Genomic DNA, 26,415 nt, shown 5'->3' with positions numbered 1-26,415 from the left:
CAGGCACCTGAGCCACGACTGCGGCTTTGGTGCTTAATGCGTCCGCCTGCATCAGGCTCGAAACGTAGTCGATCATGTTCTGCAGCATGCGTTGGTGTGCAACGGTCCGCAATGGGTCGAAAGCCGAAATTGGTCGTCCGCCGAACAGCGGACACTCATCGTGTTAGCGATGGGCTAAGCCATCCCTTAAATCGGCATCCGCATGATTTCCTGATAGGCCGAGATCACCTGATCCCGCACGGCCATCACCGTATCGAGGCTGGCCTCGGCCGAGGAAATCGCCGTGACCACGTCGATCAGTTCGGCCTTGCCGGAGGCCTGCTGGGCCATCTTGGTTTCGGCGGCGCGGGTCTGGTGCAGCGTGTCGGTCATGGCCGAGCGGACCATGGCCCCGAAGTCCATGCCCTTCTTGACCTCGCCGATCCCGCCGAGCGATGGCGTGGCCATCGAGCCCTGGGCGGCATAGGCCTTGGCGGCGGCGAGCGCGGTGATCATCGGTCAGCCCTTACTTGCGCAGGATGTCGAGGGTGCGGGACTCCATGGCCCGCGACGTCTCGATGACGTTCATGTTGGCTTCGTAGGCGCGCTGCGCCTCCTTCATGTCCAGCGCCTCGACCAGGGTGTCGACATTGGGCAGCTTGAGATAGCCCTTGGCGTCGGCGGCCGGGTTGCCGGGGTCGTACTCGGTGCGGAAGTCCTTCATGTCCGGATCGACCTTGGCCATTGACACGCCCTCGCCACCGCCGGGCAGGGTGGTGGGCTTGAACACCGGCACCTGGCGACGATAGGGGTCGCCGCCGGCCACGCGGGCGGTGGAATTGGCGTTGGCGATGTTCTCGGCGATCACCCGCATCCGGCCCTGCTGGGCCTTCAAAGCGCTGGCGGCGATCGCCATGGTCGCCATCGACTGGGAGCGGATCTCGGTCATCTAGGGTTCCTTAGCTGCCCGGCCGACGCGTGGAGGTTCTCAGCAGCGCCATGGATTTCTGGTAGAAGCTGACCGCCGCGTCGTAGTTCATCCGCGCGTCGGTCATCTTCAGCATCTGGTCTTCCAGCGTCACCGAATTGCCGTCCAGCGTGGTCTCGGTGTCGGGGCCCTCGGGGGCGCGCCAAATGTTGGCCGGCTTGGTCGGCGCCATGTGGGCGGCGCTGGTGGCGATCATCTGGACACCGCCGGCCGGCTGGGCCACCGGTCCGCCTCGGTAGGGCTGGCCCGTCGCCTGCTGGTCCAGCGTCGCCTTGAAGCTGTAGGCCTTCAGGTCGCGCGGCTGGTAGTCCGGGGTGTCGGCGTTGGCGACGTTCTGGGCGATGACCTTCTGCCGCTCGGACAGATAGCTCAGGCGGCTCTTGAGCATTGAGAAGAGGGGAATGTCATCGGGACCCATGCGCTCATGGTGAAGAAACAGGGTTAATCCGGCCTTAAGAACCTTGGGGCACACCAGGGGTGCGGCTCCGCGCCGCGCCCTTTGCACCGTCAGGCGTCATGAACTTCGACTTCGTAGAACTGATCCGCGCCGTCGCCGCCCTGGCTGTGACCCTGGGGCTGGTCGGACTGGCGGGCGTGGCCCTGCGCAAGTTCGGCCCCGACGCCATGTCGCGCATCACCGCCCTGCGCAAGGACCGCCGCATGCAGGTGGTCGAGACCCTGGTCCTGGACCCCGCCCGCCGCCTGGTGCTCTTCAGCCTCGACGGCGAGGAGCGCCTGCTGATGCTGGGCGAAGGCCAGTTGCTCAACTGGGGCCCCAAGACGGTCGTCGCCAAGCCCATCGCGCCGACCATCGCCCCGACGGAGCCCGTGATCTGATGCGCGGCCTGATCAAACTCGTCACCGGCGCCGATCCCAAGGACCTCCGCCACGCCGCCGCCATCGCCGCGCTGGTCACCCTAAGCACGGTCATCGCCCCCGCAGTCGCCATGGCCCAATCGGCCATCAATGTCGACCTCGGCACCGGCGCTGGCCTGTCCGAGCGCGTGGTGCAGATGGTGGGCCTGCTGACGGTGCTCAGCCTGGCGCCGTCGATCGTCATCATGACCACCTCGTTCGTGCGGATCGTGGTGGTGCTGGGCTTGCTGCGCACCGCGATCGGCGTGCAGCAGAGCCCGCCCAACCCGGTGATCATCTCGCTGGCCCTGTTCCTGACCGCCATCGTGATGGGTCCGACCTTCGAAAAGTCCTATGCCGATGGGATCAAGCCGCTGCTCGACAAGCAGATCGAGATGCCCGAGGCCTTCGACGCCGCCACGGCGCCGGTGAAGGTGTTCATGCTGCGCCAGGTGGACCAGGATGATCTTGCCCTGTTCATTCGCCTGTCGAAGATCGAGAAACCCAAGACCGCCGTCGACACGCCGCTGAAGGTGGTGACCCCTGCCTTCATGATCTCGGAGCTCAAGCGGGCCTTCGAGATCGGCTTCCTGCTGTTCATCCCGTTCCTGGTGATCGACCTGGTGGTCGCCAGCGTGCTGATGAGCATGGGCATGATGATGCTGCCCCCCGCGACCGTCAGCCTTCCGTTCAAGCTGATCTTCTTCGTGCTAGTGGACGGCTGGCGACTCGTCGCCGGCAGCCTGGTCGAGAGCTTCCAGCGCGGCTCGGGCGGCGGCTAAAGAACACAGGCAAGAAGAAGAACGATGGGCGTTTTCGTACTGGGGTCGATCAATCTGGACGCCGTGGCGCGGGTCGACGACCTGCCACGACCCGGCGAGACGGTGGCCGGCATCTCGCTGGAGCTGTTCCCGGGCGGCAAGGGCGCCAACCAGGCCGTGGCCGCCGCCCGCATGGGCGCGGCGACCCGGCTGATGGGCGCGGTCGGCAAGGAAGACAGCGGCCCCACCCTGAAGGTCAGGCTGGCCGGCTATGGCGTGCAGGTCTCCGACGTCATGGAACTGCCGGGCATCCCCACGGGCCAGGCTCATGTGTGGGTGTCGTCCAGCGGCGAGAACATGATCGTCGTCACCGGCGGCGCCAACGCCACGCTCTCGCCGCAACAGGTCGCCGCCACGGCCCTGGAGGGACAGCGGGTGATGCTGTGCCAGTTGGAGACCCCCGCGCCCGCCATTGAGGCCCTGTTCCGGGCCGGCGCGGCCAAGGGCGCCCTGCGCATCCTCAACGCCGCCCCCGCCCTGCCCCAGGGCGCGGCGCTGTTTCCGCTAACCGACATTCTCATTCTCAACCAGACCGAACTGGCCACCTATGCCCGGCTGGGCCACGATCCGACGCGGCTTGAGGAAGTCTCCCGCGTGGCTCGCAAGCTGATGAGTCGTCCGGACCAGATCGTGATCGTCACCCTCGGCTCGGCCGGTGTCGCCGCTGTGCGCCGCGACGAGGCATTCCTGGTCGAGGGCCGCAAGGTCAAGGCGATCGACACCACCGGGGCCGGCGACTGCTTCTGCGGGGCGCTCGCGGCCTGTCTGGCCGCCAGCATGGACCTGCGCGAGGCCGTCGAGCACGCCAATGCCGCGGCCGCGCTTTCGGTGCAGAAATCGGGCGCGGCGCCATCGATGCCCAGCCGGCGCGAGGTCGAGGCGTTTCTGGCGGGGTGACTTCCAAACCGCTCAGGCAGGCAAGTGCCGGGATGAGCGGATTTTAAAGCCTAGGCCGCGCGGATCCCGCTGTGGCCGCCAGCTTCTTGCGAGCCCACGACCGCGTCGTAGCCGAGGATCATGTCGACGTCCTTGCCATTGGTGGCCAGCGGCAGACGCAGCCACAGGATCGAGATGTGCGGCGAGCCCTTCCAGGCCAGGCTGTGGACGCCGACGCCCGGGCGGCGTTCGTTGACGACCTTGTTCAGTTGTTCACGCCAGTATTCAACGGCGGCGGTGTTGTAGACGTCTTCCAGGGTGCGGCCGGTGATTTCGCGGCCATACACCGAATAGAGGCCGGTGCCGGCCAGCCGCAGGCGGTAATCCACCGCCCCATCGGCGTCGCGCTTGACGTCGATCAGGCTGACGGTGGGCAGCATGCGCTTGATGCCCGCGGGATGCAGGTCGAGGCGCGACGGGAGGCTCGCCCCCCGACGGAGGGACGCCCAATAGGCGAACATCTCCTGGTGAGCGCGGGCCGCCGTGGCCGATGCGCTCAACTGCGCGTTCATCTTCAGATTCCTTAACAAGCCGTTGGAATCACGACGATTCACTATGTCTTAAGGACCGAATCGTCGCCAGCGAAAACCGCGCCTCAAACAAAGTTTACCGAAGGGAGTCAATCCGCAAGACAAACGCCCGGCCTCCGCGAGGGATGCCGGGCGTCGCTCGATTTCGCGAAACGGCGGCGCAAGCGGTTGTTTGAATTAAAGTTACTGAACGCTCAGACTCAGGCGGTCGGGCTAGCGACCTTTGCGCGCCGGCTTCCGGCCGCCCTGGCCCAGGCCCATCTGCTTGGCCAGGTGCGACCGCGCCTTGGCGTAGTTGGGGGCCACCATCGGATAGTCCTTGGCAAGGTCCCAGCGCGCCCGATACTGTTCGGGGCTGAGGTCGTACTTGGTGCGCAGGTGTCGCTTGAGCGATTTGAACTTCCGGCCGTCCTCCAGACAGACCAGGTGATCGGGCGTGATCGAACGCCGCACGGGCACCGCAGGCTCCTTGGCCAGCCCCGCGATCGGCTCTGGCTCGCCGCCGACGCCCGTAAAAGCGGCATGCACGCTGCGGATCAGGTTGGGCACATCCGTTGCGGCGATGGTGTTGCAGCCGACATAGGCGGCGACGAGGCTGGCCGTGATTTCGATAAGCTCGGACGGTTCGTCCATTTGAGTACTGCTCCCCCGAGTCGCATGGAATTAGCCCAGCCGCGTCTAGTTCAGTCTTGGATAGCAGATAATTACAGTCGGGAAACATAGATAGCGCGTTATATTTGCTGATAACCGACAGGACAATAAATCTATTTATTCGCAAAAACAATTTTCAGTTGATATAAAGTCTTCGTTTCTGATGACACTCGTCGTTGAATCCGTTCGACCGGCTATTGGCGACTAGGGCATTTCCCGACCTGACTGCGTCAGGCCGTGAGCTCTAATCTTCTGTTTTGACGCATTTCTCTTCACGCGAACCGGATTCACTTCGGTCGAAAAATGCTCTAGCGGCCGAAATCTCGCGAGAGGGCCAGCATTGCGGCGCGTTGCGGCACCGAATATTCATCGACGGCGGCCTCGTCGCCTTCGCGAATAGCCTTGAGCAGCGCGGGCGTCATGGCAGAGGACAGAGACCAGTTCCAATAGCGCAGCACGGTCTGGGCGCGATCGACCGCGACGGTGTCGAACGCCGCCAGCACGCGTTCCAATCCCGGGTCGGGGGCGCCAGTGGCGTCGGTCTCGGGTCGACGCAGCCCACGCCACAAGGCGCGCACCGCCGCGCGCGGCAGGCCCGTGGCCTTGCACAGGATCGCCAGGGGCTCGCCGCCCCGGTCGGTGAAGATCTTGGCCCCGGTCATGGGCTTGAGCCCGGACAGATAGGAGATTTCCTCGGCGGTCTCGCGCGTCATGCCGTTCTGGGCGGCGCCGACGGCGGCCTCCAGGCTGTCATAGGGGCTCTTGGCGATGGCGGCGCGATTTCGCTGACGCCGTTCGATGAACTGCAGGGCCTTGCGTGACAACGGGTCCTGCCAGCCCTCGGCTGAGGCCAGGGGGAAGACGTCGCCGACGGCGTCCTGGAGAATTTCGCGCGACACGGCGAAGCGCTGCAGGATCGTCCGCCGCGCCTCGGCGTCGGACCACCAGAACATCACATAGGCGTGGCTGGGCCGCAGTTCGGGCCGCTTGAGCAGCAGCGAGATCAGTTGGGGGTTGTCGCGAGTGGCCGCGACGATGTTTTCCAGCCCCTGGTGGCTGAAGCGCACCAGCTCGTTCTTCAGCAGGGTCTCGGTGACAAGGGTCTCGTCCATGTCGACCAAGGCGTCGGCCACCACCTCGCTGACCCCACGCCGCAGGGCGATCAGGCGGCGGTGATCGGGGCTGGCGTTGTAGAGGCAGTTGATCAGATCGGCGTCGCTGAGATTGGGCGAATTCTCGAGCAGGGCGCGGGCCACCTGCAGGTCGTCGCGCAGCAGCAGGCGAACCAGCACGCCGGGCATCTCGGCGAGATTGGCCAGGCGCCGGGCCACCTTTTCGCGCTCGCCGACGACGGCGTCGCGCAGCATCTCGACCATCAGGTCGGCGGTCACCGAGCGTTCGAAGGCGTTGATGCGGCTGGCGGGCAGGCACAGGACGTCGGCCAAGCGCTTCAGCAAAGCGGCGCGCGCGCGGGGCGACGCGACCGGCTCGGGCTCGGGACTGACAAAGGGCGTGGCGCGTTCGTTCATGCTGGTCCTGACGCAAGCCCGTCGTACTCAAACCTAGACCAGACCGTTCTTAACGTCGGATGAGCGGGCTTGGCCTCTGGAAGGCGCGATCGTCGACCCTCTAGAGAATGTGGGGCGGACCACTTGGCTCCGCAACCGCGACGACCTTCCGGCACGGCAGACGCCGGGCGGCCCGTCATCGGCCTAGAATTCCTGCCACTCGCCGGGGCGCGAGCGCGGCTCGATCTTCAGGGCGTTGGCGCCCTGCACATAGCGCTCACGGAATGCTTCGCGCCGGGCTGGCGCCGGGGCCGGCGCGGAGCGACGCGGAGCCTCCTGGCGCGGCCTGTAGTCGTGAATCTCGGCGCCCACCTGGAAACCGCCGATCAGCCGCTCCAACTCGGCGGCCTCCGAGGCCAGGGCGTGGGTAGCGGCGGTGGATTGTTCGACCATGGCCGCGTTCTGCTGGGTGGCCTGATCCATCTGGTTCACCGCGACATTGATCTGCTGCAGACCCACGGCCTGCTCCTTGGACGAGGCGGCGATGTCGCCGACCAGATCGTTGATCTGCGCCACCTGGACCAGGATCTGGTCGAGGGTCTGGCCGGTCTCGCCGACCAGCTTGACGCCCTTGCCGACCTGTTCGCTGGAGGCGCGGATCAGACCCTTGATCTCCTTGGCCGCGTCGGCCGAGCGCTGGGCCAAGGCCCGCACTTCCTGAGCGACCACCGCGAAGCCGCGTCCCGCGTCGCCCGCCCGAGCCGCCTCGACCCCGGCGTTGAGGGCCAGCAGGTTGGTCTGGAAGGCGATCTCGTCGATGACGCCGATGATCTGGCTGATCGATTGCGACGACTTCTCGATGCCGCCCATGGCCTCGACGGCCTCACGCACCACCTGGCCGCTCTTCTCGGCGTTGGACTTGGCGCTTTGCGTGACGCCGCGGGCCTTTTCTGCATTGTCGGAACTGCGGCGGACGGTGGCGGTGATCTGGTCGAGTGCGGCGGCGGTCTGTTCGAGGCCGGCGGCCTGGCGTTCGGTGCGTTGGGAAAGATCGTCGGCGGCCATCGCGATCTCGCCGCAGCCGCCGCGGATGCCCCGGGCGGTGGCCAGCATGCCGGTCATGGCCTGCTGCAGGGTCTCGACCGCGGCGTTGAAGTCGCGCGGCGCCTGGCGGGCCTCGCCCTCGAAGCCGTCCTCGCGCATCCGCCAGATCAGGTCGCCCTGCGCCAGCTTGCCCATCCCCTGCCCCAGGGTCGCCACGGCGGCGGCCTGGCTGCGGGCGAAGGCCTCGACCTGATCGGCGCGGTGCTGGCGCGCGGCCTCGGCGACAGCGCGGTCGGCGGCCTGCTGGGCGCGCTCGCGCTCGCCTTGGGCCAGGTCGTTGCGGACGCCGTCAAGGGCGCGCGCCACCGCGCCAATTTCACGGTCGTCGGCGCCGGCGATGGCTTGGTCATACCGCCCGGCCCCCAGCCCCTCGACCGAACGGGCCAGCGAGGCCACGGCGCGACCGCTGGCGGCGCTCCAGGCCAGGATCAACAGGGCCAGCGTCGCGATCAGCGTCGCCAGGCCGGCCACGGCGAACGGAGAGACCAGGCCCGCACGGGTCGCCAGCGACCAGCCGATCTGGCCAAGGCCCGCGACCACTCCCGCCACCACGATCAGCTTCCATCCGAAGGACAGCCGATTGAACCCGTTCATGCCGAATCTCCGCCCCAGCGCGGGGTTCCCCAAGCAATGGCGGCTGATTCCTAATGGCCCATTAACCATGTCGCGGGCTGCGACGTTCTGGCGGGGTGAAGGTGTCAGAGGCTCACCCCACTTGCCCCCTACGGATCGCTTCGCGATCGTCTTCCCCCAGAGGGGGAAGAGTTCAGGTGAGTGCGCGAAACTCCGCCCCCGATGGGGGCGGACAGACGGCGAAGCCGTCAGGTGGGGGCAAGTGTGTGTGATCCCGCGCGAAAGCCCTGCCCCTTCCCGATCCGCCCGCAACGGCGAGGCCGCGCCTTAAAACCGCGATCGCGAGCTTGCTCTGGCGTCTGGCCGAGTCAAGGACGGCGCTCCCGCGCCGCCGCAACGCGGCCGCCAGAGGTGGTCCTTGACATCGTCAGACGCCAGAGCTCCGATCCACCAAGGCTTTAAGGCGTGGCCGCATCAGGGGCGGATGCGGGCAGTCGCCGGAAGCAGACATTTCAAAAGTCAGAGAAGGGTAGAAAGCGGAAGGTTGCCTGATAAGCTGCCGGCGGCAGTCCTGGGGGCTATGTGAACGTCTTCAATGCCATCGTCGTCGGTTTAGCTGTCGCTTGCGTCTCGGGATGCGCTGCATCCAGCAAACCTGTCGCGCAAGATGCTCCTCCACTGGGGTGGCAAGTCTGGAAGGATAGCCTTTGGCTTTCCGAAGGCGACGTGTTCACGCCACCACTTGTCCGCATAGCTTGTGTTTCAGGTGGGGAACTTGAGATCGTGGTTCGAGCGCTCGCGCGCGACGTTGACGATGGGCCTCCGGATCCTGCGCGCATGAGCGTGAAAGCGGGTGCGCTCAACTTGGAGGGGCCCATAACCTGGTCGGCTCAGGCTGATCAACGGTTTCCCGTTCTGAGGACTTCCATTAGTTCCGCACGATTGATGCAGCTCGCGGATCAAGCCATTACGTCCCGTACTGATGGGGCAACATTTGTCACTCCGCAGCTTCACCAGCAGGAACTTGTCCCACTCATAAAAAGTTGCGGATCACCCTCCTGACGGTCCGCCTAGGGTCGAAAGCGGCCATTCGCTCGCCCCCTACCCCTCGATCACATGCGGCACGAACCGGGCCAGGTTCTTGGTCACCACGCTGCCGTCCTCGCGGATGCCGATGCCCGCCGGCTCGGCCCCTACGATCCACGCCCCGACCACCGGGCGCTTGCCGTCGAACTCCGGCGGCGGATGGTAGGCCTGAACGATCGCGCCCTCCTCGCCATAGCCCTGGTCGAGCACCGGCTCGTCGCCCGCGCCGACCACCTCGACATTGGCCCCCTCGCGCGAGAACAGCGGCTTGCGCACGAAGGTCGAGCCTAGCGCCGACGCAGCGGCGTCGCCCTCGAAATAGGCCTCCAGCAGGTTCGGGTGGCCCTGATGGCGCTCCCATAGCAGCGGCAGTATGCCCTTGTTGGACAGGATGGCCTTCCATGGCGGCTCCAGCCAGCGCACGTCGGCGCTGACCAGGTGGACGGCATAGGGCTCGCGCAGCATGTGCTCCCACGGATACAGCTTGAACGCCGCCTGCAGCACGAAGCCTTCGCGATCGACGAACTGGCCCTCTTCGTTGAGGCCGATGGCGTTCATGGCCACGAACTTGGGGTCGAGACCCGCCTGGATGGCCAGGTCCTCCAGGAACCGCACGGTCTGGCGATCCTCGACGGCCTCGGCGTCGCTGGCGAAGTGGACGAAGCCGCCGGTCGGGAACAGGGTCTTGAACCGGTCGCGCAGGGCCTCGAACAGGCTGTTGAACTGGTCGGCGTTGGCGGGGAGCGTCCCATTTGCGATCAGCTCCTCCAGCCACAGCCACTGGAAGGTGGCGGCTTCGAAGACGCTGGTCGGCGTGTCGGCGTTGTATTCGTAGAGCTTGGGTTTGCTGAGCCCGTCATAGCCGAAGTCGAACCGGCCATAGAGCGACGGCTGCTTGGCGCGCCAGGCGCCGGCCACGAAGTCGCGATGCTCGGCTGGGATGGCCAGCTTCTCCATCAGCTCCTGGCTGCCGACCACCTCGTCGACCAGGTCCAGGCACAGGTCGTGGAGCTCGGCGGCGGCCGGCTCCAGGTCGTCTTCCACCTGCTTCAGGGTGAAGGCGTAGGCCACGCTCTCGTCCCAATAGGCCTGGCCATCGGTGTGGTGATAGACGAAGCCCACGGCGTCGGCCTTGGCCTGCCAGTCGGGACGGGGCGTCAGCTTGAGGCGGCGCACCGGCTACGCCTAGGCCTCGCCGTCCGGCTTCTGCTCGATCTGCAGGGTCGGCTTGGCCGGGGCCAGGCGGGCCAGCACGTCGTCGGCCGAGGACTGGCCGGGCATGATGCCGGCCAGGCGCAGCTTTTCGTCCAGATCGGCGCCGGTGCGGCGGTCTTCCAGTTCGCCGGCCGCCTTGATGCGCTCGCCGCGGACCATCTGGCGTTCCTTGATGCGCGCCAGGCTGTCGGCGGCCGAGCCCAGCGACGAGCCGGCGCCCGCGCCGCGCGCGGCGACCGAGGCCTGGGCCTTCTGGACGCTTTCATTGACCTTCACGACCTCGACCTCGCGACGCAGGGTCTCGATGCGGCGGTCGGTGGCGCTGATGGCGGTATGCAGCTGATCTTCGGCCGCTCGCATCTCGCCAATCTGCGGCGTCTTAAGGGCGATGTCCGACTCCAGATCGGCGATGCGCTGGGCCACCTGACGAGCCAGGTCCATGTCGCCCTTGGTGACGGCGGCGCGGGCCGAGCCCTCGTATTTGGTGACCTGGTCGCTGAAGCCGGCGACTTCCTTTTCCAGGATGCGGCGACGGGCCACCAGGCTGGCCATGTCGTCGCGGGCCTTGCCCTGGGCGGTGTCGGCGTCGCGGATTTCCTGGTCGAGAATGCGCAGGGCGTTGGCGTCGACGACGGCCGAGGTGGCTTCGTGCGCGCCGGCCCGACCCAGGGTGAACAGTTTGTTCCAGATGGACATGGGAGTCTCCGTAGGGTCGTGAATTAAGCGGCGACGGGAGTGAAGGAGTTGCGCAGGTCGGACGCGGCGTCGATGGCGTTCTCGGCCAGGGTCCGCAGCTCGATCAGGATTTCCTCGACCGGCGAGGTGGTCGAGATTTCGCCGAACAGTTCGTAGAAATCGCGCTCGCCGACCGTGCTGATGCCGAAGTTCGACAGCGGCACCAACTTCTGGGCCTTGAGCAGGAATTCGTTGAAGGCGTGGCGGTCGGCTTGCTCGTCGACCGGCCACAGCAGGGTGGAGGCGGCGATCTGCTGGTCGCTGACGCTGATGAAGATTTCCAGGTCGCCCTGCCAGTGCATGGTGGCCAGCAGGATCGGTTCGGCGCCTTCCAGCACCCGTACGGTCAACTCGTCGGCGCCGCGACCGGGCGCGTCATCGAGCGCGGCCTTCAGGGTGCGGACAGTCCAGGCGGTCTGGCTCATGGGGGCGTGGTCCTCGTCTTCGTTCGGTCTGGGGCCTGCTTAGGCGGCTTCATACTAGATGGGCGAGCGAACGCCAGTCGTCGAGAGCGCGATCTTACGGTCTTGGATGACAAGTTGGTAATGGCGCGGCCCCTTTTGCGCTCCCCTCTTTTTTGACCGGGGCAGGCGCCGTACATGTGGACGGAGTTTCGCATCGGGTCGCCTTCATGTTCGGTAAGCTCTTCGGCCGCAAGGACACCGCCCCCGTCTCGGCCCTGCCGGCGATCCGCAACGTCACGCTGGGGCGGACCGTCTGGCTCGATACCCTGGCCTGGCGCCGGCTGGGCGATGATTTGAAGTTCACCCTCGACACCGACACCCTGGAAATCACCGCCCAGGGCCTGATCGAGCTGCGCGAGGGCGGCTTTGTCCACCGGTTCTATACGGACGACAACGTGATGTTCCAGGCTGTCACCGACGACCGCGAGGGCCAGCGGGTCACCGACATCACCGTGTTCATTCCGTGGGACAGCGCCTATCCGGGCGGCAAGGCCGACGAGGAGGCCTGGGCCAAGCGGCTGCGGGCCCGCACCTTCACGGGTCCCGGCCTGCCGGAATACCGCCGCGACTGGTTCGGCGACGAGGCCGAGAGCCAGGAGCCGGTGGCCTTCTGGGAAGACGTCCATGACGACCGAGACGGGATCCCCGACCGGCGGATCTTCCAGACCAGCATGCTGTTCTCCCGCGATTTGCCGGGCGACGGCCGCGAGCTTCTGCTAGCCATCCAGCAGGAGAACGAGAACGAAGACACGCGCCAGCGCGAGGTCTCGTTCGAGATCATGATCGGTGTGGCCCTGGGCGTCGGCGAGTTCCGGGCCTAGGCGGCAAACGAGTTTCGAGGGGAATGAACATGAGCGACCTGCACGGATTTGGCGGCAACGCCCTGGCGTTCCTACTGGCCTTCGTGGTCGCCGGCCTGTTCACCTTGGCCTTCAAGCTGATCTACCAGTGGGTTACGCCCTATGACGAGGCCAAGCTGATCCGCGAGGGTAATGTCGCTGCGGCCCTGGCCCTGGGCGGCGCCCTGGTCGGCTATGTGCTGCCCCTGGCCTCGGCGCTCAGCAACACCGTGTCGCTGGTCGAGTTCTGCGCCTGGGCGGCCCTGGCCGGCGTGATCCAGGTCGCCGCCTTCAGCCTGGTGCGCGTCGTGGCGATGAAGGACGTCGCCGCCCGCATCGAACGGGGCGAGATCGCCGCCGGCGTCTATCTGATGAGCATCTCCCTGGCGGTTGGCCTGCTCAACGCCGCCTGCATGACGGCCTGAGGCTTTCCATGACCGATCACCCGCAACCCCGCCGCCGCCTCCGCTCGGGCAGCCTGGCCCTGACCGGCCTGATGGCCGGCACGGCGATGTCGATCAGCGCCTGCGACGGCTCGCCCGCCGCAACCCAGTGGGGCGACCCACCGGCCGCGACGCAAGAGGTCGACGCCAAGACCTTCGCCTCGCTCGCCGACTGCAAGGCCGACGGCGCCATGACCGCCCAGCAGTGCGACACCGCCTATGCCCAGGCCCAGAAGGACAGCGCCACCAACGCCCCCAAGTTTGGCGACCAGCAGAGCTGCGAAGAGCGCTACGGCGTGTCCCAGTGCGTGCCACGCAGTGACAACAACGGCGGCGGCAGCTTCTTCACCCCGCTGCTGACCGGTTTCATCGTCGGCCAGGCGCTCAGCAACATGGGCGGCGGGTTTTACGGCGCGCCGATGTATCGCGACCGGGGCGGCACCTATTACGGCGGCTCGGGCGCCCCGCTGTCGCGCGACTATGTCACCGGCCGCACCCGCGTCCGCGCCGACAGCTTCGACGCTCCCGCCATGAAGGCCCCGACCCGCGTCCAGAGCCGCAGCTCGGTGATCTCCCGCGGGGGCTTCGGCGGCGGCGGGCGCTCGTACGGGGGGTAATACACCGCTCATCCCGGCGACTGCCGGGATGAGCGGATTTAAACGCCCGCTCAATGCGTCTCGTAAGCCGTCTTGCCACCGCTGATCGCGAAGGCTTCCTCGGGCGACAGCACCAGCTTCTTGCGGCCGACCAAGGCAAAATAGACGATGCCGACCGCAAACCAGATCGCCACGCCCAGCATGCCGGCCCGATAGATCGGGTCCTTCAACTGATAGAAGATCGTCACCAGCGAGATCACCACCGTCAGGCCCGCGCCGAGCACGCCGAACTTGCTCTTGTACGGCCGCGCCATGTCGGGGAATTTTCGGCGCAGCAGGATGAACGACACGCCCTGCGCCACGTAGGACAGCATGGCCCCAAACACCGCCATGTTCAGCAGCGTGCCGCCGATCACCGCCGCGCCCTTCTCGGCCCCCAGCATGAACCACACCGCCAGCATCACCAGCAGGCCGGCCGCCGAGCCGGTCAGCAAGGCGACGTCGGGCGTCTTGCGCGTGCCGCTGGTCACCGACAGGCCGCGCGGGAAGTAGCCGGCGCGCGACAGCGAATAGATCTGCCGGCCATAGGCGAAGATGATGGCGTGGAAGCTGGCGATCAGCCCCGCCACCGCCACGGCCGCCAGGACCTTGGCCAAGCCTCCGCCATAGATCGTGCGGAAACCTTCCAGGATCGGCTCGCCCGACTTCGACAGGGCGAAGGCGCCGGGCGAGATGGCGCTGTTGAGCCACAGCACCAGCAGGGCCGAGACGATCAGGGTCAGCATGCCCAGGATGATGCCCTTGGGCAGGTCGCGGGCCGGGGTGTGGCTCTCCTCGGCCGCCAGGGGCAGTTGCTCGATGGCCAGGAACAGCCAGACCGCGAAGGGCAGTTGGGCCAGGGCCCCGCCGACCCCGGCCGGCAGGAACGGTCCGTGGCCGTCCTTCAGCTCGGTCCCGCCGGGCCCCACGTTCATGGCGTATTTGAAAAAGTCGGCGTGCGGCAGGGCGCTGACCCAGAACACCGCCAGGCAGCCCAGGGCCAGCAGGGTGATGAACACCGTGAACTTGAACGACATCGCCACCCCGCCAGCGTTCAGCCCGACGAAGATGACATAGGCCCCGATCCAGTAGAGCGGCTGCACCCAGGCCGGCGTCTCGAAGATGCCGCCCAGGTACGAGCCGATGAAGAAACACACCACCGCAGCGGTCAGCACATATTCGACGTTCTCGCACAGCCCGGTGATGAAGCCGCCCCAGGGTCCCATGGCGGCGCGGGCGAAGCTGTAGGCCCCGCCGGTATGCGGCTGAGCGGCGGCCATCTCGGCGATCGAGAACGTCAGGCCCAGATACATCACGATGATGATCAGGGTGGCCACCAGCATGCCGCCCCAGCCGCCGACCCCCATGCCCAGGTTCCAGCCCGAGAACTGGCCGGAGATCACCGCCCCGACCCCCAGGGCCCACAGCGAGAACACCCCCGCGTAGCGCTTCAGTCCGCGCTTGTCGAAATAGGCCGCATCGACCTTCTCGTAGCTGACGCCGCCGCCCGCGATTTCCTCGCTCATGATCCGTCCCCCTGCTTTTGTTTCCCAGTGGAGGTTGCGCGTCGATGAGGGCGACGGCGATTCATCGTGATCACAATCCGCACTTTGGGCGACCCGCGTTCACTATTTCGGCGCCACGCGGCCTTGTGGCGTAAAAGGCGGGCGGCGGACCGTTCCTCCCCCTGTGGGGGAGGTGTCGGCGAAGCCGACGGAGGGGGGAGTGACACACCATCGCCCGCGCCCAATCCGCGATCCTAAAACTCCCCCCACCGATCGCTACGCCATCGCCTCCCCCACAGGGGGAGGACTTGAAACCCCCAGCAGCGCCGTGTCGCTCTCGTCCTTCAGCGCCACGCCCGTGAGGCCCAGGCGCAGCGCCTCACGGGCGTGCCAGGCCAGCTTGAACGCCGCCGCCTCGTAGCTCAGCCCCTCGCCCCGGATGTTGGAGACGCAGTTGCGCTCGGCGTCGGTGCGGCCAACGCGGGGTTCGAAGGTGATATAGGCCCCCAGGCTGTCGGGCGACGACAGGCCGGGCCGCTCGCCGACCAGCAGGATCACCAACCGCGCGCCCAGTAGCGCCCCGACCTCGTCGCCGAGCGCCACGCGGGCCTGGCGCGCAATCACCACGGGTCCGAGCCGCCAACCGGCCGCGCGTACGGCGGGCAGTAGGGTCTCGACCAGCGGCGCGGCATGGGCGTGGACGGCGGCGCAGGACAGGCCGTCGGCGACGACGATGGCCAGGTCGCAGGCGCCGCGCGCAGAGGCGACCAGGGCCGCCCGGCCGGCGTCCGACAGGGCCCGCCCCAGGTCCGGGCGGCGCAGATAGGTGGCGCGGTCCGGCGCGGCGCTATCGACGATCGTCGCGGGCATGCCCAGCGCCTCGATGGCCGCCGCCACGCCCTCGGCGTCGAACGCCGCGTGCACCGCGTCGCGAGCCTGGGCGTGGGCCAGGGCGAAGGCCAGCACCTCGGAGGTCGGCAGGCTGGAGCCTGAGCGGCCCAGGGCGATCCGCGCCGGGGTGTGACGACGCAGGGCCGTCCAGGGATCGGGAGTGACCGGCGTGCTCAAGTCCCCGCCCCCGCCGTCAGCAGAGGATGGCCCGCCGCACGCGGCGCCAGGCGGCCATCGCTCCCGACGATCCGCGACCGCTGTAGCCAGGCCTCGAACTCCGGCGCGCGGGTCTTGCCCAACAGCTCGCGGACATAGAGCGCGTCGTGGAAGGAGGTGGACTGATAGTTCAACATCACGTCGTCGGCGCCGGGCACCCCCATCACGAAGGTGACGCCCGCCGTGGCCAGCAGGGTCAGCAGGCTGTCCATGTCGTCCTGGTCGGCCTCGGCATGGTTGGTGTAGCAGACGTCCACCCCGAGCGGCGCGCCCAGCAGCTTGCCGCAGAAATGGTCTTCCAGCCCGGCCCGGATGATCTGCTTGCCGTCATAGAGATATTCGGGGCCGATGAAGCCGACCACGCTATTGACCAGCAGTGGCTCGAACGCCCGGGCCACGCCATAGGCGCGGGCCTCCAAGGTCTGCTGGTCCACCCCGTGATGCGCGCCGGCCGACAGGGCCGAGCCCTGGCCGGTCTCGAAATACATGACATTGTCGCCCACCGTCCCCCGGTTCAGCGACCGGCCGGCGTCCAGCCCCTCCTGCAGCAAGGCCAGCGTCACCCCGAAACTGGCGTTGGCGGCTTGGGTGCCCGCGATGGATTGGAACACAAGGTCGACCGGCGCGCCGCGCTCGATCAGTTGGAGCGCCGTGGTCACGTGGGTCAGCACGCAGGACTGGGTGGGGATCTCGAACCGCTGGATCAGGTCGTCCATCAGCCGGGTCAGGTCGCCCAGCACATTGAGGCTGTCGCTGGCCGGATTGACGCCGATCACCGCGTCGCCGCAGCCGTACAACAATCCATCCAGGATCGAGGCGGTGATCCCGGCCGGGTCGTCGGTCGGGTGGTTGGGCTGCAGGCGCACGGCCATGGTCCCGGGCAAGCCGATGGTGTTGCGGAACCTGGTGGTCACGCGGCACTTGGAGGCGGCCAGGATCAGGTCCTGGTTGCGCATCAGCTTGGACACCGCCGCCACCATCTCCGGCGTCAGGCCGGGCGCCAGTCTGGTCAGGGCGGCGGGGGTGGCGATCTCCGACAGTAGCCAGTCGCGAAATTCGCCCACCGTCAGAGACGCCACGGGCGCGAAGGCCGCCACGTCGTGAGTGTCGAGGATTAGCCGGGTGACCTCGTCGGTTTCATAGGGAACCACCGCCTCGTTCAGTAAGGTCTTCAGCGACACGTCGGCCAGGGCCATCTTGGCGGCGACCGTGTGCTGGGCGCTGGTGGCGGCGATCCCGGCCAAGGCGTCGCCCGAACGCGGCGGCGAGGCCTTGGCCAGCAGGTCGGCCAGGTTGTCGAAGGTCCAGGTCGTCGATCCGAGCGTCGCGCGGTAGGCCATGGTGCGAGGGTGGCGCAGATGGGGCCGGCTGGGAAGCGGCGCGCGGCGCGGTCGCGCTTTCAGGACAAGCTTGCCCCTTCGGTGTGCACCGTAGGGGACAGGCCCATGGGCCTGTCCCCAATCGCATCAAGCCAGCGCCTTCGCCCGCGCCGTGGCCGCCTTCACCGCGTCGACGAAGGCGTCATGCACCGCGGTCGGCAGGTCATGACCCATGCCCTCAATGATCCGCAGCTCTGCGCCGGGGATCGTGGCCGCGGTGTCTCTGCCGCCTTCCACATTCACCAACGGGTCGGCGGCGCCGTGCAGCACCACGGTCGGGGCGGTGATGGTCTTCAGGGCTTCGCGGCGGTCGCCCGAGGCGATGACGGCGATCATCTGACGCAGAACCCCGGCCGGGTGGTTGGCGCGCTGTATGGCGGCTCGCAGCAGGGGTCGCTCGGTCTCCGGATCGACCGGCCAGGCCGGGCTCTGGATAGCGATCTGGGCCTTCAGCGCATGTTCGGTCAGGCTGTCCAGATCGGTCGCTGTCGGGCGGGCGAACAGCGCCGCCTGCGCCTCAGGCGTGGCGGGCGGCACGGCCGGATTGCCGGTGGTCGACATCACCGAGACCAGCGACAGCACCTTGGACGGATGCCGCGCCGCCAGCATCTGACCGATCATCCCGCCCATCGACACGCCGGCCACGTGGGCGCGGGCGACGCCCAGGGCGTCGAGCAGGCCGGCCGCGTCGTCGGCCATGTCGCTCAGGAGATAGGGCGCGCCAGGATCCTGGCCCTGCATCAGGGCGGCGAACACCGCCGGCAGGTCGGGCGTCGGGGCGTGGTCGAACCCGCTCGACAGGCCGATGTCGCGATTGTCGTAGCGAATGACGCGGTAGCCCTCGGCCACCAGCTGATCGACCAGCGACATCGACCAGCGGGTCAGTTGCTGGCCCAGGCCCATGATCAACAGCAGCGCAGCTCCGCCTTCGGGTCCGAAAACCTCGTATTCGATCTCGATGCCGTTCGCGCGGACCTTGGGCATGGGGCTTCCTCTTTGTGGTTTCGAAGAATTCTAACGCTTGTTTGAGTTCCGCCAAGCCCCGTCGAAAGGCTTGAACCGACAACGCTGTCAGTTAGGGTGCGTGTGACCCGGAAAAGGGCCGCGGAGGAAACATGCTCAAGACCCTGGCCGTCGCCCCCATCCTGGCAATGGCGCTCGTCGCCACCACCCCCGACCTCGCCCTCGCCCTCGCCCGGCCGCCCCTGAAGCTCGTCGAGGTTCCCAAGGCTGCTGGTCCCGCCGTGTCGCTGTTCAACGGCAAGGACCTGACCGACTGGAACGCCTGGCTCGGCTATCGCGACCCGGGCCTGACCTACAAGGATCCGCCTGTCGCTCCGATCGGCGCAACCGTCGAGAGCGCGGAGATCTTCAAGGTGGTTCAGGAGGACGGCCGGCCCGCCCTCTATGTCAATGGCAAGACCTGGGGCAGCCTGGTCCATAAGGGCGACTTCCGCGACTACCACCTGCGCCTGCAATACAAATGGGGCAAGGGCCGCTGGGCGCCGCGCGAGACCCAGGCCCCCAACAACGGCCTGCTCTACCATTCGCACGGCGCGCCCGGCGCGGTGTTTGGCACCTGGAGCCGGTCGATGGAGTTCGAGATCATGCTCGGGTCGGTCGGCATGGTCGTGCGGGTCGGCGACCCGGTCAGCGCCACGGTCAAGGCGGTGGACGACCCCAGCCTGATCGAGCCCAAGCTGCGGTTCTCGCCCACCGGCCGCGACGTGGCCGTCGTTACGCCAAATTGGAACGTCGAGGCCGCCAGCGACGCCGAGAAGCCGCCCGGCCAGTGGAACACCCTGGACCTCTATGTGCTGGGCGACAGCGCCATCCACGTGGTCAATGGCGTGCCGGTGATGGAGGTCCGTGACATCCGCGCCGAGGGCCAGCCCCTGACCCACGGCGCGATCCAGCTACAGTCCGAAGGCGCCGAAACCTTCTTCCGCGACATCGCGCTGGAGCCGATCACGGCGCTGCCGAAGATCGTTGGGAACTAGGCGGGTCTTGAAAAGCAGGTGGTAGGCCTGGAGGGAGAGCCTGCTCCTGAAATTGACCTTAGATATTTCAAGGGCTTAGCACCACCCACGCCCGCTTTGTGAAACAGTCGTGTGATACAGTCAAGGGGGGCGCTGCTGCTTGGTGGACTCCCGGCAACGCGGTGCGCCACCATAGGCGCATGGCCAAAGCTGAGTCGTCCAAGTCCCGCCCTATGTCGCACGTCGCAGCGGCAAGGATCATTGACGCGCTCGACGCCTACTTGGCCGCGCCGGAAACGGCACAAGCAGACGTCGCCCGGCTGGCTCAAAGCCTACCCGAAGCGCTCCGCGAGCGGGCGGACGTGAGCGTCAAGAAGGGGGCGTCCTACCGGGACGTGATCCTGATTCAGCTCGCCTTCGGTCTGGAGCAGACTGGGGAGTTCGACCACAGCATTGCGGCGTTCGGTGCGAGGGTCAGCGGCAAGCTGGTGGGTACCGCTGCGCGGTATCGTCACATTCTCAGCGTTAAGGACGCCTACCAGAACATCGGGAAGAACAACGACAACCTCATCCGGGGCAACGTGCGTGAGTACGACGAGCTGTTGTCCATGCTCAATGACACGTCCGAAGAGGAGCGTGCCGATCTATTCTCCTACGTGGTCGCCGCGACCGCGATCACATCCCGGCCGGTTCTAGCGATGCCCTCACTCGCTCGGAGTGAACTGACCTTCGCCAAGGTATCAGGCTTCCTTGACGCTCTGCTTCTGGAGGGCTCGGGCGGGGCATACGAGCAGTTCGCCACCGCCGCCATCCTCGAAGCGCTGCTCGATGAGTTCGGGCTAAGCGGCGGGATCGGCGGCGGCCTGTCGATCAAGACCAAGCACATCAATGCTTCTGACGCCAGTTCCGGCGCGACCGCCGACGTTCAAATCATGCGCGGGAACAAGATCGAGGAAGCGTTTGAGGTCTCCGCCAGCAACTGGAAACTCAAGGTCGCCCAGGCATTGATCTCCGCCCGTGAAGCAGACCTCTCCCGCGTCCACATACTAGCTCACGGAAACGACCTCACCGGCCTAGTAGACGCGCTGACCGGGACGACCACGGACGTGTCGGTTATGGACGTCAGAAGCTTCCTGCGGACGCTTGTGGGCGTTCTAAGGAAGCCAGGCCGCGAAGAGGCCCTTCGGCGGCTCCACGGCCATCTGGTCCACAGCCAACCCGACATGGAACGGGTCAACAAGTTCGTTGGGCTTCTAGGCAGCCACGCGCTTACGGCGTGAACGCCCCAACACCTGCTCCACCAGCTCGTTACCGATAGCCTGCGCCAACCTGGGCGGCACCGCGTTGCCGATCTGCGTATACTGGGAGCTGCGCGACCCCAGGAACCGCACATGCTCGGGGAAGCTTTGGAGCGCGGCGCTCTCCATCACAGTCAGGCGTCGCGCGCCCGGCAGTTCACCAACGTAGGGCGAGCCGCCGTTCTTGAGGTGGCGGTGGTACGCCGGAATGCGGTCTTCGAGGTCGAGGAAGTGGGTCTTATTGCCCCCGGCGGCGGCGAGGATCGTGGGTGACGCCCGGCCAAGTTCGACAGCCCGGCCACCACCGTTGAACAGGTGCCCTTGATACGGGTTCGGCCGGAGGTCGGGGTTCTTCGCGAAGACGATCTTTGACGGGTTCGGTTCACCACGAGGCTCACGGGTCAGCACCGCGCCCGCAGGTACCCGGTTTTCGGGACAGCCGGGCGGCAGGCGGAACGGCGCGCCCTCGGCGCTGCCCACGATCACGAGGCGCTTGCGGCTCTGCGGGACACCGTAGTCGGCGGCGTTGAGCACCTGAGGCTCGGAGATCGCGTAGAGATCGAAGAGGGGCTCTAACACCGTTCTGAGGTACGGGCCGAAAGAGGCAAGGCCCGGCACGTTCTCCATGATGAACGCGCGCGGGCGGACTTCGAGTACGGCCCGAACGAACTCGGGCAGGAAGTCTCGGACGTCCTCGCGTCCACGGCGGAGGCCGCCGATTGAGAACGGCTGACAGGGCGGCCCACCGGCCACAACGTCAACGCCAGCCCAGCGCGCGAACTCGACATTGCGAATGTCGCCGTTGTGGACCTCTGCATGGGGGAAGGTAGCGCGGTAAGTGGCGACGGCGTCGGGCATGATCTCGACCGCCAGGGTGCTGTGAATGCCTGCGGCTTCAAGGCCAAGGCTCAAACCGCCAGCCCCTGAGAACAGGTCGAGTGTCGTAAACGCCATTCCCTCCCCTTCCCATCAACGCCACAGAGCTCGGCACGACTAGCAGAACAAGCTTAGAACGCAACGCTTCACGCGGAGGTTCGTCCGCATTTCCTAACAGGCCGTTATCCACGACATGGCGTGAGCCGCGATGCGGGCGGGGTGCCCAAACCCGACTCACCTTGTTGCCCAACGTCCGATGTCTTCATGGTGGTATCGGGCCGCGCCCATGTGAAGCACGAACCGTGGCCCCGTCCCCCGCCTTCTCCGATCTGCAAGAGACCGAGGCGCGATACCGAGGATTACAGCGGCCTCCTTCTCGCTGACCGTCTCGACCACCGCAGGCAATCCAAGGGCAACCCTCGGGTCCTCCATCACCTCGGCTGCGGCAGTGTCATATGCCCAGCGACCGTATGTCGTTCGGAGTTCCCTGCCCTCTCCACGAACGCTGATAGGCGCGCCGTTGTTGCTCTTGCGCATGTCTTGATCCCTTGGAAAAACCCCCGCCAGCGGGATGCTGACGAGGGCGCATGATGAAGTTGGAATGAGATGGAGTCGGGAGGCAGCGCGCATGCCACTTCCCGCCGCGCCGCCCAAGCTCACTGCCTGGACAACTGCTCCTTAAACGCCTGGACCTGTGCGGGGATCGCCTTGTCAGGCGTCCCGCCTTGCCGCAGCTCGCGCTGGAACTGAAGGGCCGCCGCGTCGATCTGCAAGCCGCGCTCCTCCTCGACCAGTATAGCCTTGGCGTTGTCGTAGTAGTCCTGTCTAACAACCTTCATGACCTCCACCTTCTGGTAGTCCGTATAGCTGGACCATTCAGGCGAGGTGACGTAGTCACGGAGGCTCTCCGGCAGGGTCTTGTCGCCCAGCTTGGTGTCGCCCATCAGGACCAATAGGCGGTGCTGCTGGTCGCCGGTCAGCCTGACGCCGCCGATGGAGCCTGGAACCTTCGGTAACTGGAACGACAGACGGGCCAATTCGACGTAGAGCGGGTCCTCGTCGCGGCTGGACACCTTGATGCCAGCCACGCGGTCGTACTCGACGGGCTGGCCGATGAAGCCGTCACGACGCTCATGGAGCGCCACGTTGGCGAAGAAGTACGAGGAGACGTACTGGTTCTTCATCTGCTCCCACCAGTCCGCCGGATCAGTCGTCTGTAGGGTCTGGTCGTTGGCCTCGCTGGACATGCCCTTCTGTATCCCGCCCATGGGGGCGAACCGCTGGAGGAGGCCCCCCGCGATCTGCTGGAGGCCTTGGGCCTGGGTGTCTTCCTTGGCGAGCTGCGAAACAGCCTGGAGGCCTTGGAGGTAGGTCTTCGACATGATGTTGGTGGTGATCGCGGACCACCCGGCGTCGGCGAGGCTTGCCAAGCGGTGGGCGATGGAGGGGTCGCCCGACAGGTCGGAGTCCTCGATAGCCTTCTCGAACTGATAAAGGTCCGCGCCAATGCCGATCAGGGTCGCGAGCGGGTCGATCCGGCCGTACTCGATCCAGTGGTCTCCCACCTTCATGGAGTATTGCGACCGGAGGGACCGGCTGCTCGACTTGAAGCCGCCGTCGTAGCCCACCAGGGAGCCATTGGCTGCCATGTTGTAGCCCATCAGCAGCACCGAGGTGCCCATGCCCATCTTGACCAGGGCCTCGGTGGCCTTGGGTCCGTTGGACCGGAGGTCTTCCCGAAGCTGCTTCTTGAACAACCCCACGGGGGAGTAGTCCATGATGCCAGTCTCAAGGATGCGGATCGGAGTGTTGACGAACGGCGCGATGATGCCTGCGGGGTCCATTGCTTTGGCAGCCTTGGACATTGCGTTGCCGATGCTGGTGGTCGGAGCGTCTTGGAACAGCATGCGACGGGCGTCAGCCTGGGCGATCTCTTCGATGCCGTGGCGCTGGATCACGTCCTCAGCCAACTGCGCGATGCGCGCCGGGTCACCGCCTCCCGCCTCAATGGCGTTCTGCAGGTGGACCGCAGTCTCCCGCGAGGTGCTGGAGACGAGGACCTTGGCGTTGCGGTGGGCGTAGTCGGAGAGTTCCTTGCCGGTCTTGCCGATCTTCAGGCCCTGCTCGGTGGTCACCCCAACGGCCTCCGCATAGCGGTGGGCGCTGTAGACTGCCGTGCCGGTCAGCTCGTCGAGGAACTCGATGGTCATCACACGGCCAGCGCGGGTGAGCGCGCCGAAGGTGTTGACGATCAGGCCGACAGTCGCCCGCGCGGACGCAGCCAGGAAGGCCGGGCCGTGGTCGGCTTGGGCCATCAGGCTGTCCACCTCGCTGGCCGACAGGTAGATCGCCGGGTCGCGCATGGCAGCCTCGCGGTGGAACCTGAGGCTCACCGATCCGCTGGCGTGCTGGCCGAACTTGTCGCCAGCAAGGGTGGGCACGCTGCCCATCATCCGCTCCCAGTCCTTGGCCGCTTTCTCGGCAGCCATGGAGCCCTTGAGGCCAGCCGATCCAGCACCTTCGGCAGCGTGTCCAACCTCACGGATGAGGGAGGCACCAGCCACTTGGAGGGCGCGGGTCAGGCCGTTGACGTAGGCAGGAGCGACGGTCGCCCACTTGGCGCGGTTGACGGCGGCGGCGATCAGGAAGTCGTCGCGCTTGGTCAGCCAAGCCAGGGGGCCGTGGCCCAGGCCAGCGATCAGGTCTAGGCTGTGGTTGGTCACCATGCCCAGGGCGGTCGCCGAGGCGGTGCCGACGCTGAACAGGTTCGCGGAGGTCTCGCGCAGCGCACGGATGCCCCGCACCTTGAAGCCGCCCTCTTGCTTGGCGATGGCAGCCGCGACGGCTGATAGGTCGCCGTTGGCCTTCATGACTTGGTCGAACAGGGCCTTGCGCTGCGCCGGGGTGGAGGCATCGCCGAGTTGGCGGAGCTTCTCCTCCCAGGACGACTTGAGCTTGGCGGCTCGGGCGGCGGGGTCCTTGATCACACTCTTGGCCAGCTCGACGCCTTCCTTCGACGTCCGCACCGCGTTCATCATCTGGATGGAGCGCAGGCCCCGGCCCATCTCCGAGAAGGAGCCACGCATGGCAGCCTGGAGGGTGGTCAGGGTCTCGAACTGCTTGAGGAAGGCGACGTAGGCCGGGTGGGCAGGGTTGTCGAAGGTGAACTCGCCGCGCGTGATGGCTTCCCCGAGGGCTTCCCCGTGGACGATCAGCTTGCGCGCCTCGCCGCCGACCAGGGCCGAAGCGGCGCGGACGTGGACGTCGAGGTTGCGGGTCTTGCCCTTGAAGGTGTTGATCACCTTGGCGACGTCGCTGCCGATCATCTTCGACAGGAAGGCAGCAGCCTCATCCGTGCGGGGCGCGGAGCCCATCGCGTCGGCCAGCCGCTTGCCAACCTCCGAGGAAGAGATGCGGTTCAGGAGGTCGTCGATGGAGCCGCGCAGGGCCTCGGGGTCAGCGTGCTTGGCCATCCACTCGCCGAAGTCCAGGCGGCTGGGGTTGACGCCGATCCGCTCGATACCCTCGAACTGAGTGTGCCCGAGGAACTGTTGGGCCAGCTCAGTGATCTCGCCCTCGGTCATCGTCGCGCCTTTGCGCTCGACGTTCAGGATCATGGACTCGACGCTGTCGATCTGGTCGCCGACAGGGCGGGCGGTGTGGACCTCAGCCGGAGCAACGCCCAGGCCACCCTCGGGGAAGAGGTCGGCTTGGTGGCCAGCTTCGGCGGCGATCTGGTCAGCGACGTGCGCCTTGACTTCGGCATGGGTGACCGAGGCGTCGTGAGCCACGACCGTCTTGCCAGCGGCCTCCGTAAGGGTGCCAGCGGCATCAACGATCTGTGACCCCCGCAGGAGCTTGAAGCCCCTGGCGAGGGTCTCGAAGCCCCCGGCGAACGCGAGGTTGGTCGTGAAGTCGGCGGCGGTGTTCTTCATGCGGGCCATGATGGCGTCGTCGTTCTTGTCCACGCTCAGCGCATCGACCAGCCCGTTGAACTTGGTCGCTTCGCCGAAGGCGGAGCGGTCCATGCCCATCTCGTGGGCGGTATTGGCGAGGTTGCCTTCGAGCGGGTGCAGGCTGCTGAACGCGGCCACGCCGCTGGCCACAACGTCAGCCGCCAGGGGAGCGAACTTGCCCCACTGAGCGAACATGCCCGCGCCTTCCAGCGCCAGCTTGGTCTTGCTGAAGGGGATGGCGAACCCGACGACGGCCTGGGTGAGCTTGGCGAAGCCGCCCTCGGACTTGGGTATCTGGGCGTCGAACACCTTGTGCTCGTCGAGCAGGCGGCGGACGGTGTGGTCCTTGGCCTGGTCATAGGGGACGAAGGCGAACTTACCGCCCTCGAAGGTCATGATCTTGGTGTGCTGGCCGCTCTCGGCGAACAGCGCCTTGTCGAGCGTGGCGTCGTCCTGGCGCTGCATGTCGTACAGGCCGTCCACGACGTCGAAGGCGGTCTCGGCGACGCCGGTAATGGCGCGCTCCAGGCCTCCCGCCACGCCGCGCCACAGGATGTCCTCGACCCAGCCCGGCTTGCGGGGGGTGGGGTTGACGATCGGCGGCGCGTAGCTGCGCTGGGGGATGCTGGAGGCGGCGAATGTGGGTGCGAAGGAAGCCTCAGAGGCCCCGAAATCAACCCCGTCGTCGGCACTGAGGTCGAGACCGCCGGCGGCGGGGTGGTTCTGGGCAGGGGTCGCGAAGTCGATTTGATCATCACTGCTAAGGTTAGTGCGTCCGGCGACGTGTTGGGGGCTATGGGCCAAGCGGCTCTCCTCTAGCGGGCAGCGGTGGGAATGGTTCTGATGACGGGGTTATTGAGCCGCTTGCGCGTTTGAGCGGGGCGGCGAACAGGATGCGACCGCGCGTAACCAACCTGACGAGGCCGTGGCGATGGCCTCGCTATTGGCTGGGG

The 26,415-nt window shown here is 66.7% G+C and carries 24 protein-coding genes; 8 read left to right on the top strand and 16 right to left on the bottom strand.

All coding sequences use genetic code 11. From position 1 onward, the window contains the following. Positions 1 to 186: 186 nt before the first annotated feature. Genes ACP696_RS19390 through flgB form a run of 3 tightly spaced genes read right to left on the bottom strand, consistent with a single transcriptional unit; the run spans position 187 to position 1,355 of the window. Positions 187 to 495, bottom strand: a complete 309-nt coding sequence (locus tag ACP696_RS19390; protein ID WP_426014028.1) for a flagellar hook-basal body complex protein FliE — start codon at positions 493 to 495, stop codon at positions 187 to 189. 10 nt (positions 496 to 505) lie between these two features. After that, positions 506 to 928 carry a flagellar basal body rod protein FlgC gene (gene flgC, locus ACP696_RS19385; RefSeq protein WP_426014030.1) on the bottom strand — a complete coding sequence of 141 codons (423 nt, stop codon included), beginning with the start codon at positions 926 to 928 and terminating at the stop codon, positions 506 to 508. 10 nt (positions 929 to 938) lie between these two features. After that, complete coding sequence (gene flgB / locus ACP696_RS19380; RefSeq protein WP_426014032.1) at positions 939 to 1,355, bottom strand: flagellar basal body rod protein FlgB; 417 nt, start codon at positions 1,353 to 1,355, stop codon at positions 939 to 941. 128 nt (positions 1,356 to 1,483) lie between these two features. Between flgB and ACP696_RS19375 the strand changes: the two genes are divergently transcribed. The 3 genes from ACP696_RS19375 to ACP696_RS19365 are packed head-to-tail and all read left to right on the top strand — an operon-like array spanning position 1,484 to position 3,540. After that, entirely contained in the window at positions 1,484 to 1,804 is a 321-nt protein-coding gene (locus ACP696_RS19375; protein WP_426014231.1) for a hypothetical protein, read from the top strand. Continuing rightward, entirely contained in the window at positions 1,801 to 2,604 is an 804-nt protein-coding gene (gene fliP / locus ACP696_RS19370) for a flagellar type III secretion system pore protein FliP (protein ID WP_426014233.1), read from the top strand. Before ACP696_RS19375 ends, fliP begins: the two co-directional genes overlap by 4 nt. Positions 2,605 to 2,628: 24 nt before the next feature. Further along, positions 2,629 to 3,540, top strand: coding sequence for a ribokinase (locus ACP696_RS19365; protein WP_426014034.1), 912 nt, complete (start codon positions 2,629 to 2,631; stop codon positions 3,538 to 3,540). 50 nt (positions 3,541 to 3,590) lie between these two features. Here the strand turns inward: ACP696_RS19365 and ACP696_RS19360 are convergent, their stop codons facing one another. The 7 genes from ACP696_RS19360 to ACP696_RS19330 all read right to left on the bottom strand — a co-directional run bounded on the left by ACP696_RS19360 (position 3,591) and on the right by ACP696_RS19330 (position 11,406). After that, entirely contained in the window at positions 3,591 to 4,097 is a 507-nt protein-coding gene (locus ACP696_RS19360; RefSeq protein WP_426014236.1) for a PAS domain-containing protein, read from the bottom strand. 225 nt (positions 4,098 to 4,322) lie between these two features. Further along, positions 4,323 to 4,742, bottom strand: coding sequence for a MucR family transcriptional regulator (locus tag ACP696_RS19355; RefSeq protein WP_426014035.1), 420 nt, complete (start codon positions 4,740 to 4,742; stop codon positions 4,323 to 4,325). Positions 4,743 to 5,068: 326 nt separating this feature from the next. Further along, the gene (locus tag ACP696_RS19350) at positions 5,069 to 6,289 is read right to left on the bottom strand and encodes a DUF2336 domain-containing protein (RefSeq protein WP_426014037.1); all 1,221 of its coding nucleotides are present in this window, start codon (positions 6,287 to 6,289) and stop codon (positions 5,069 to 5,071) included. Between the two features lie 183 nt (positions 6,290 to 6,472). Further along, positions 6,473 to 7,966 (bottom strand): methyl-accepting chemotaxis protein, encoded by a 1,494-nt coding sequence (locus ACP696_RS19345; RefSeq protein WP_426014039.1) that lies wholly within the window; start codon positions 7,964 to 7,966, stop codon positions 6,473 to 6,475. Positions 7,967 to 9,046: 1,080 nt separating this feature from the next. Further along, positions 9,047 to 10,207: a glutathionylspermidine synthase family protein gene (locus ACP696_RS19340; protein WP_426014041.1), complete on the bottom strand. Its 1,161-nt coding sequence runs from the start codon at positions 10,205 to 10,207 to the stop codon at positions 9,047 to 9,049. 9 nt (positions 10,208 to 10,216) lie between these two features. Then, entirely contained in the window at positions 10,217 to 10,942 is a 726-nt protein-coding gene (locus ACP696_RS19335) for a PspA/IM30 family protein (protein ID WP_426014042.1), read from the bottom strand. A gap of 23 nt (positions 10,943 to 10,965) precedes the next feature. Beyond that, positions 10,966 to 11,406: a YjfI family protein gene (locus tag ACP696_RS19330; protein WP_426014044.1), complete on the bottom strand. Its 441-nt coding sequence runs from the start codon at positions 11,404 to 11,406 to the stop codon at positions 10,966 to 10,968. A 206-nt stretch (positions 11,407 to 11,612) separates the two neighbouring features. Between ACP696_RS19330 and ACP696_RS19325 the strand changes: the two genes are divergently transcribed. Genes ACP696_RS19325 through ACP696_RS19315 form a run of 3 tightly spaced genes read left to right on the top strand, consistent with a single transcriptional unit; the run spans position 11,613 to position 13,344 of the window. Continuing rightward, positions 11,613 to 12,266 (top strand): DUF2491 family protein, encoded by a 654-nt coding sequence (locus ACP696_RS19325; RefSeq protein ID WP_426014046.1) that lies wholly within the window; start codon positions 11,613 to 11,615, stop codon positions 12,264 to 12,266. Positions 12,267 to 12,295: 29 nt separating this feature from the next. Beyond that, the gene (locus ACP696_RS19320) at positions 12,296 to 12,709 is read left to right on the top strand and encodes a DUF350 domain-containing protein (protein WP_426014048.1); all 414 of its coding nucleotides are present in this window, start codon (positions 12,296 to 12,298) and stop codon (positions 12,707 to 12,709) included. Between the two features lie 8 nt (positions 12,710 to 12,717). After that, entirely contained in the window at positions 12,718 to 13,344 is a 627-nt protein-coding gene (locus ACP696_RS19315) for a DUF1190 domain-containing protein (protein ID WP_426014050.1), read from the top strand. 50 nt (positions 13,345 to 13,394) lie between these two features. Here the strand turns inward: ACP696_RS19315 and ACP696_RS19310 are convergent, their stop codons facing one another. From ACP696_RS19310 to ACP696_RS19295, 4 genes are all read right to left on the bottom strand, one after another. Then, positions 13,395 to 14,888, bottom strand: coding sequence for an amino acid permease (locus tag ACP696_RS19310; protein ID WP_426014051.1), 1,494 nt, complete (start codon positions 14,886 to 14,888; stop codon positions 13,395 to 13,397). A gap of 255 nt (positions 14,889 to 15,143) precedes the next feature. Further along, on the bottom strand, positions 15,144 to 15,935 hold the full coding sequence (gene eutC / locus ACP696_RS19305) for an ethanolamine ammonia-lyase subunit EutC (protein ID WP_426014052.1): 792 nt from the start codon (positions 15,933 to 15,935) through the stop codon (positions 15,144 to 15,146). Beyond that, positions 15,932 to 17,314 carry an ethanolamine ammonia-lyase subunit EutB gene (locus ACP696_RS19300; RefSeq protein ID WP_426014053.1) on the bottom strand — a complete coding sequence of 461 codons (1,383 nt, stop codon included), beginning with the start codon at positions 17,312 to 17,314 and terminating at the stop codon, positions 15,932 to 15,934. The genes eutC and ACP696_RS19300 overlap by 4 nt, the downstream gene beginning before the upstream one ends. A 126-nt stretch (positions 17,315 to 17,440) precedes the next feature. After that, entirely contained in the window at positions 17,441 to 18,337 is an 897-nt protein-coding gene (locus ACP696_RS19295) for an alpha/beta hydrolase (protein ID WP_426014055.1), read from the bottom strand. 131 nt (positions 18,338 to 18,468) lie between these two features. On the opposite strand from ACP696_RS19295, the gene ACP696_RS19290 reads away from it, so the two are divergent. Beyond that, complete coding sequence (locus ACP696_RS19290) at positions 18,469 to 19,353, top strand: 3-keto-disaccharide hydrolase (protein WP_426014057.1); 885 nt, start codon at positions 18,469 to 18,471, stop codon at positions 19,351 to 19,353. Between the two features lie 212 nt (positions 19,354 to 19,565). Then, a complete protein-coding gene (locus ACP696_RS19285) occupies positions 19,566 to 20,612 on the top strand; it encodes a hypothetical protein (RefSeq protein WP_426014058.1) in 1,047 nt (348 codons plus the stop codon). Here the strand turns inward: ACP696_RS19285 and ACP696_RS19280 are convergent. Together ACP696_RS19280 and ACP696_RS19275 are read right to left on the bottom strand one after the other, a co-directional pair. Then, positions 20,586 to 21,584 carry a DNA cytosine methyltransferase gene (locus tag ACP696_RS19280; protein WP_426014059.1) on the bottom strand — a complete coding sequence of 333 codons (999 nt, stop codon included), beginning with the start codon at positions 21,582 to 21,584 and terminating at the stop codon, positions 20,586 to 20,588. The genes ACP696_RS19285 and ACP696_RS19280 overlap by 27 nt on opposite strands. Before the next feature lie 578 nt (positions 21,585 to 22,162). Next, a complete protein-coding gene (locus ACP696_RS19275) occupies positions 22,163 to 26,266 on the bottom strand; it encodes a hypothetical protein (RefSeq protein ID WP_426014061.1) in 4,104 nt (1,367 codons plus the stop codon). Positions 26,267 to 26,415: the final 149 nt, after the last annotated feature.

It is taken from the genome of Caulobacter sp. DWR3-1-2 (assembly GCF_049896225.1).
Taxonomy (GTDB): Bacteria; Pseudomonadota; Alphaproteobacteria; order Caulobacterales; family Caulobacteraceae; genus Caulobacter.
The sequence above is the reverse complement of the archived record's forward strand: the minus strand, read 5'-3'. Positions and strand labels throughout refer to the sequence as shown.

Excerpts from the sequence above, each read along its gene's own strand:
- ACP696_RS19285 (WP_426014058.1), top strand. The coding sequence starts at position 19,566 with ATGTCGCACGTCGCAGCGGCAAGGATCATTGACGCGCTCGACGCCTAC.
- ACP696_RS19350 (WP_426014037.1), bottom strand. The coding sequence starts at position 6,289 with ATGAACGAACGCGCCACGCCCTTTGTCAGTCCCGAGCCCGAGCCGGTC.
- ACP696_RS19295 (WP_426014055.1), bottom strand. The coding sequence starts at position 18,337 with ATGCCCAAGGTCCGCGCGAACGGCATCGAGATCGAATACGAGGTTTTC.
- ACP696_RS19280 (WP_426014059.1), bottom strand. The coding sequence starts at position 21,584 with ATGGCGTTTACGACACTCGACCTGTTCTCAGGGGCTGGCGGTTTGAGC.
- ACP696_RS19355 (WP_426014035.1), bottom strand. The coding sequence starts at position 4,742 with ATGGACGAACCGTCCGAGCTTATCGAAATCACGGCCAGCCTCGTCGCC.
- ACP696_RS19315 (WP_426014050.1), top strand. The coding sequence starts at position 12,718 with ATGACCGATCACCCGCAACCCCGCCGCCGCCTCCGCTCGGGCAGCCTG.
- ACP696_RS19300 (WP_426014053.1), bottom strand. The coding sequence starts at position 17,314 with ATGGCCTACCGCGCGACGCTCGGATCGACGACCTGGACCTTCGACAAC.
- ACP696_RS19290 (WP_426014057.1), top strand. The coding sequence starts at position 18,469 with ATGCTCAAGACCCTGGCCGTCGCCCCCATCCTGGCAATGGCGCTCGTC.
- ACP696_RS19330 (WP_426014044.1), bottom strand. The coding sequence starts at position 11,406 with ATGAGCCAGACCGCCTGGACTGTCCGCACCCTGAAGGCCGCGCTCGAT.
- flgC (WP_426014030.1), bottom strand. The coding sequence starts at position 928 with ATGACCGAGATCCGCTCCCAGTCGATGGCGACCATGGCGATCGCCGCC.
- ACP696_RS19310 (WP_426014051.1), bottom strand. The coding sequence starts at position 14,888 with ATGAGCGAGGAAATCGCGGGCGGCGGCGTCAGCTACGAGAAGGTCGAT.
- flgB (WP_426014032.1), bottom strand. The coding sequence starts at position 1,355 with ATGCTCAAGAGCCGCCTGAGCTATCTGTCCGAGCGGCAGAAGGTCATC.
- ACP696_RS19325 (WP_426014046.1), top strand. The coding sequence starts at position 11,613 with ATGTTCGGTAAGCTCTTCGGCCGCAAGGACACCGCCCCCGTCTCGGCC.
- ACP696_RS19345 (WP_426014039.1), bottom strand. The coding sequence starts at position 7,966 with ATGAACGGGTTCAATCGGCTGTCCTTCGGATGGAAGCTGATCGTGGTG.
- ACP696_RS19320 (WP_426014048.1), top strand. The coding sequence starts at position 12,296 with ATGAGCGACCTGCACGGATTTGGCGGCAACGCCCTGGCGTTCCTACTG.
- ACP696_RS19375 (WP_426014231.1), top strand. The coding sequence starts at position 1,484 with ATGAACTTCGACTTCGTAGAACTGATCCGCGCCGTCGCCGCCCTGGCT.
- ACP696_RS19335 (WP_426014042.1), bottom strand. The coding sequence starts at position 10,942 with ATGTCCATCTGGAACAAACTGTTCACCCTGGGTCGGGCCGGCGCGCAC.
- ACP696_RS19365 (WP_426014034.1), top strand. The coding sequence starts at position 2,629 with ATGGGCGTTTTCGTACTGGGGTCGATCAATCTGGACGCCGTGGCGCGG.
- ACP696_RS19390 (WP_426014028.1), bottom strand. The coding sequence starts at position 495 with ATGATCACCGCGCTCGCCGCCGCCAAGGCCTATGCCGCCCAGGGCTCG.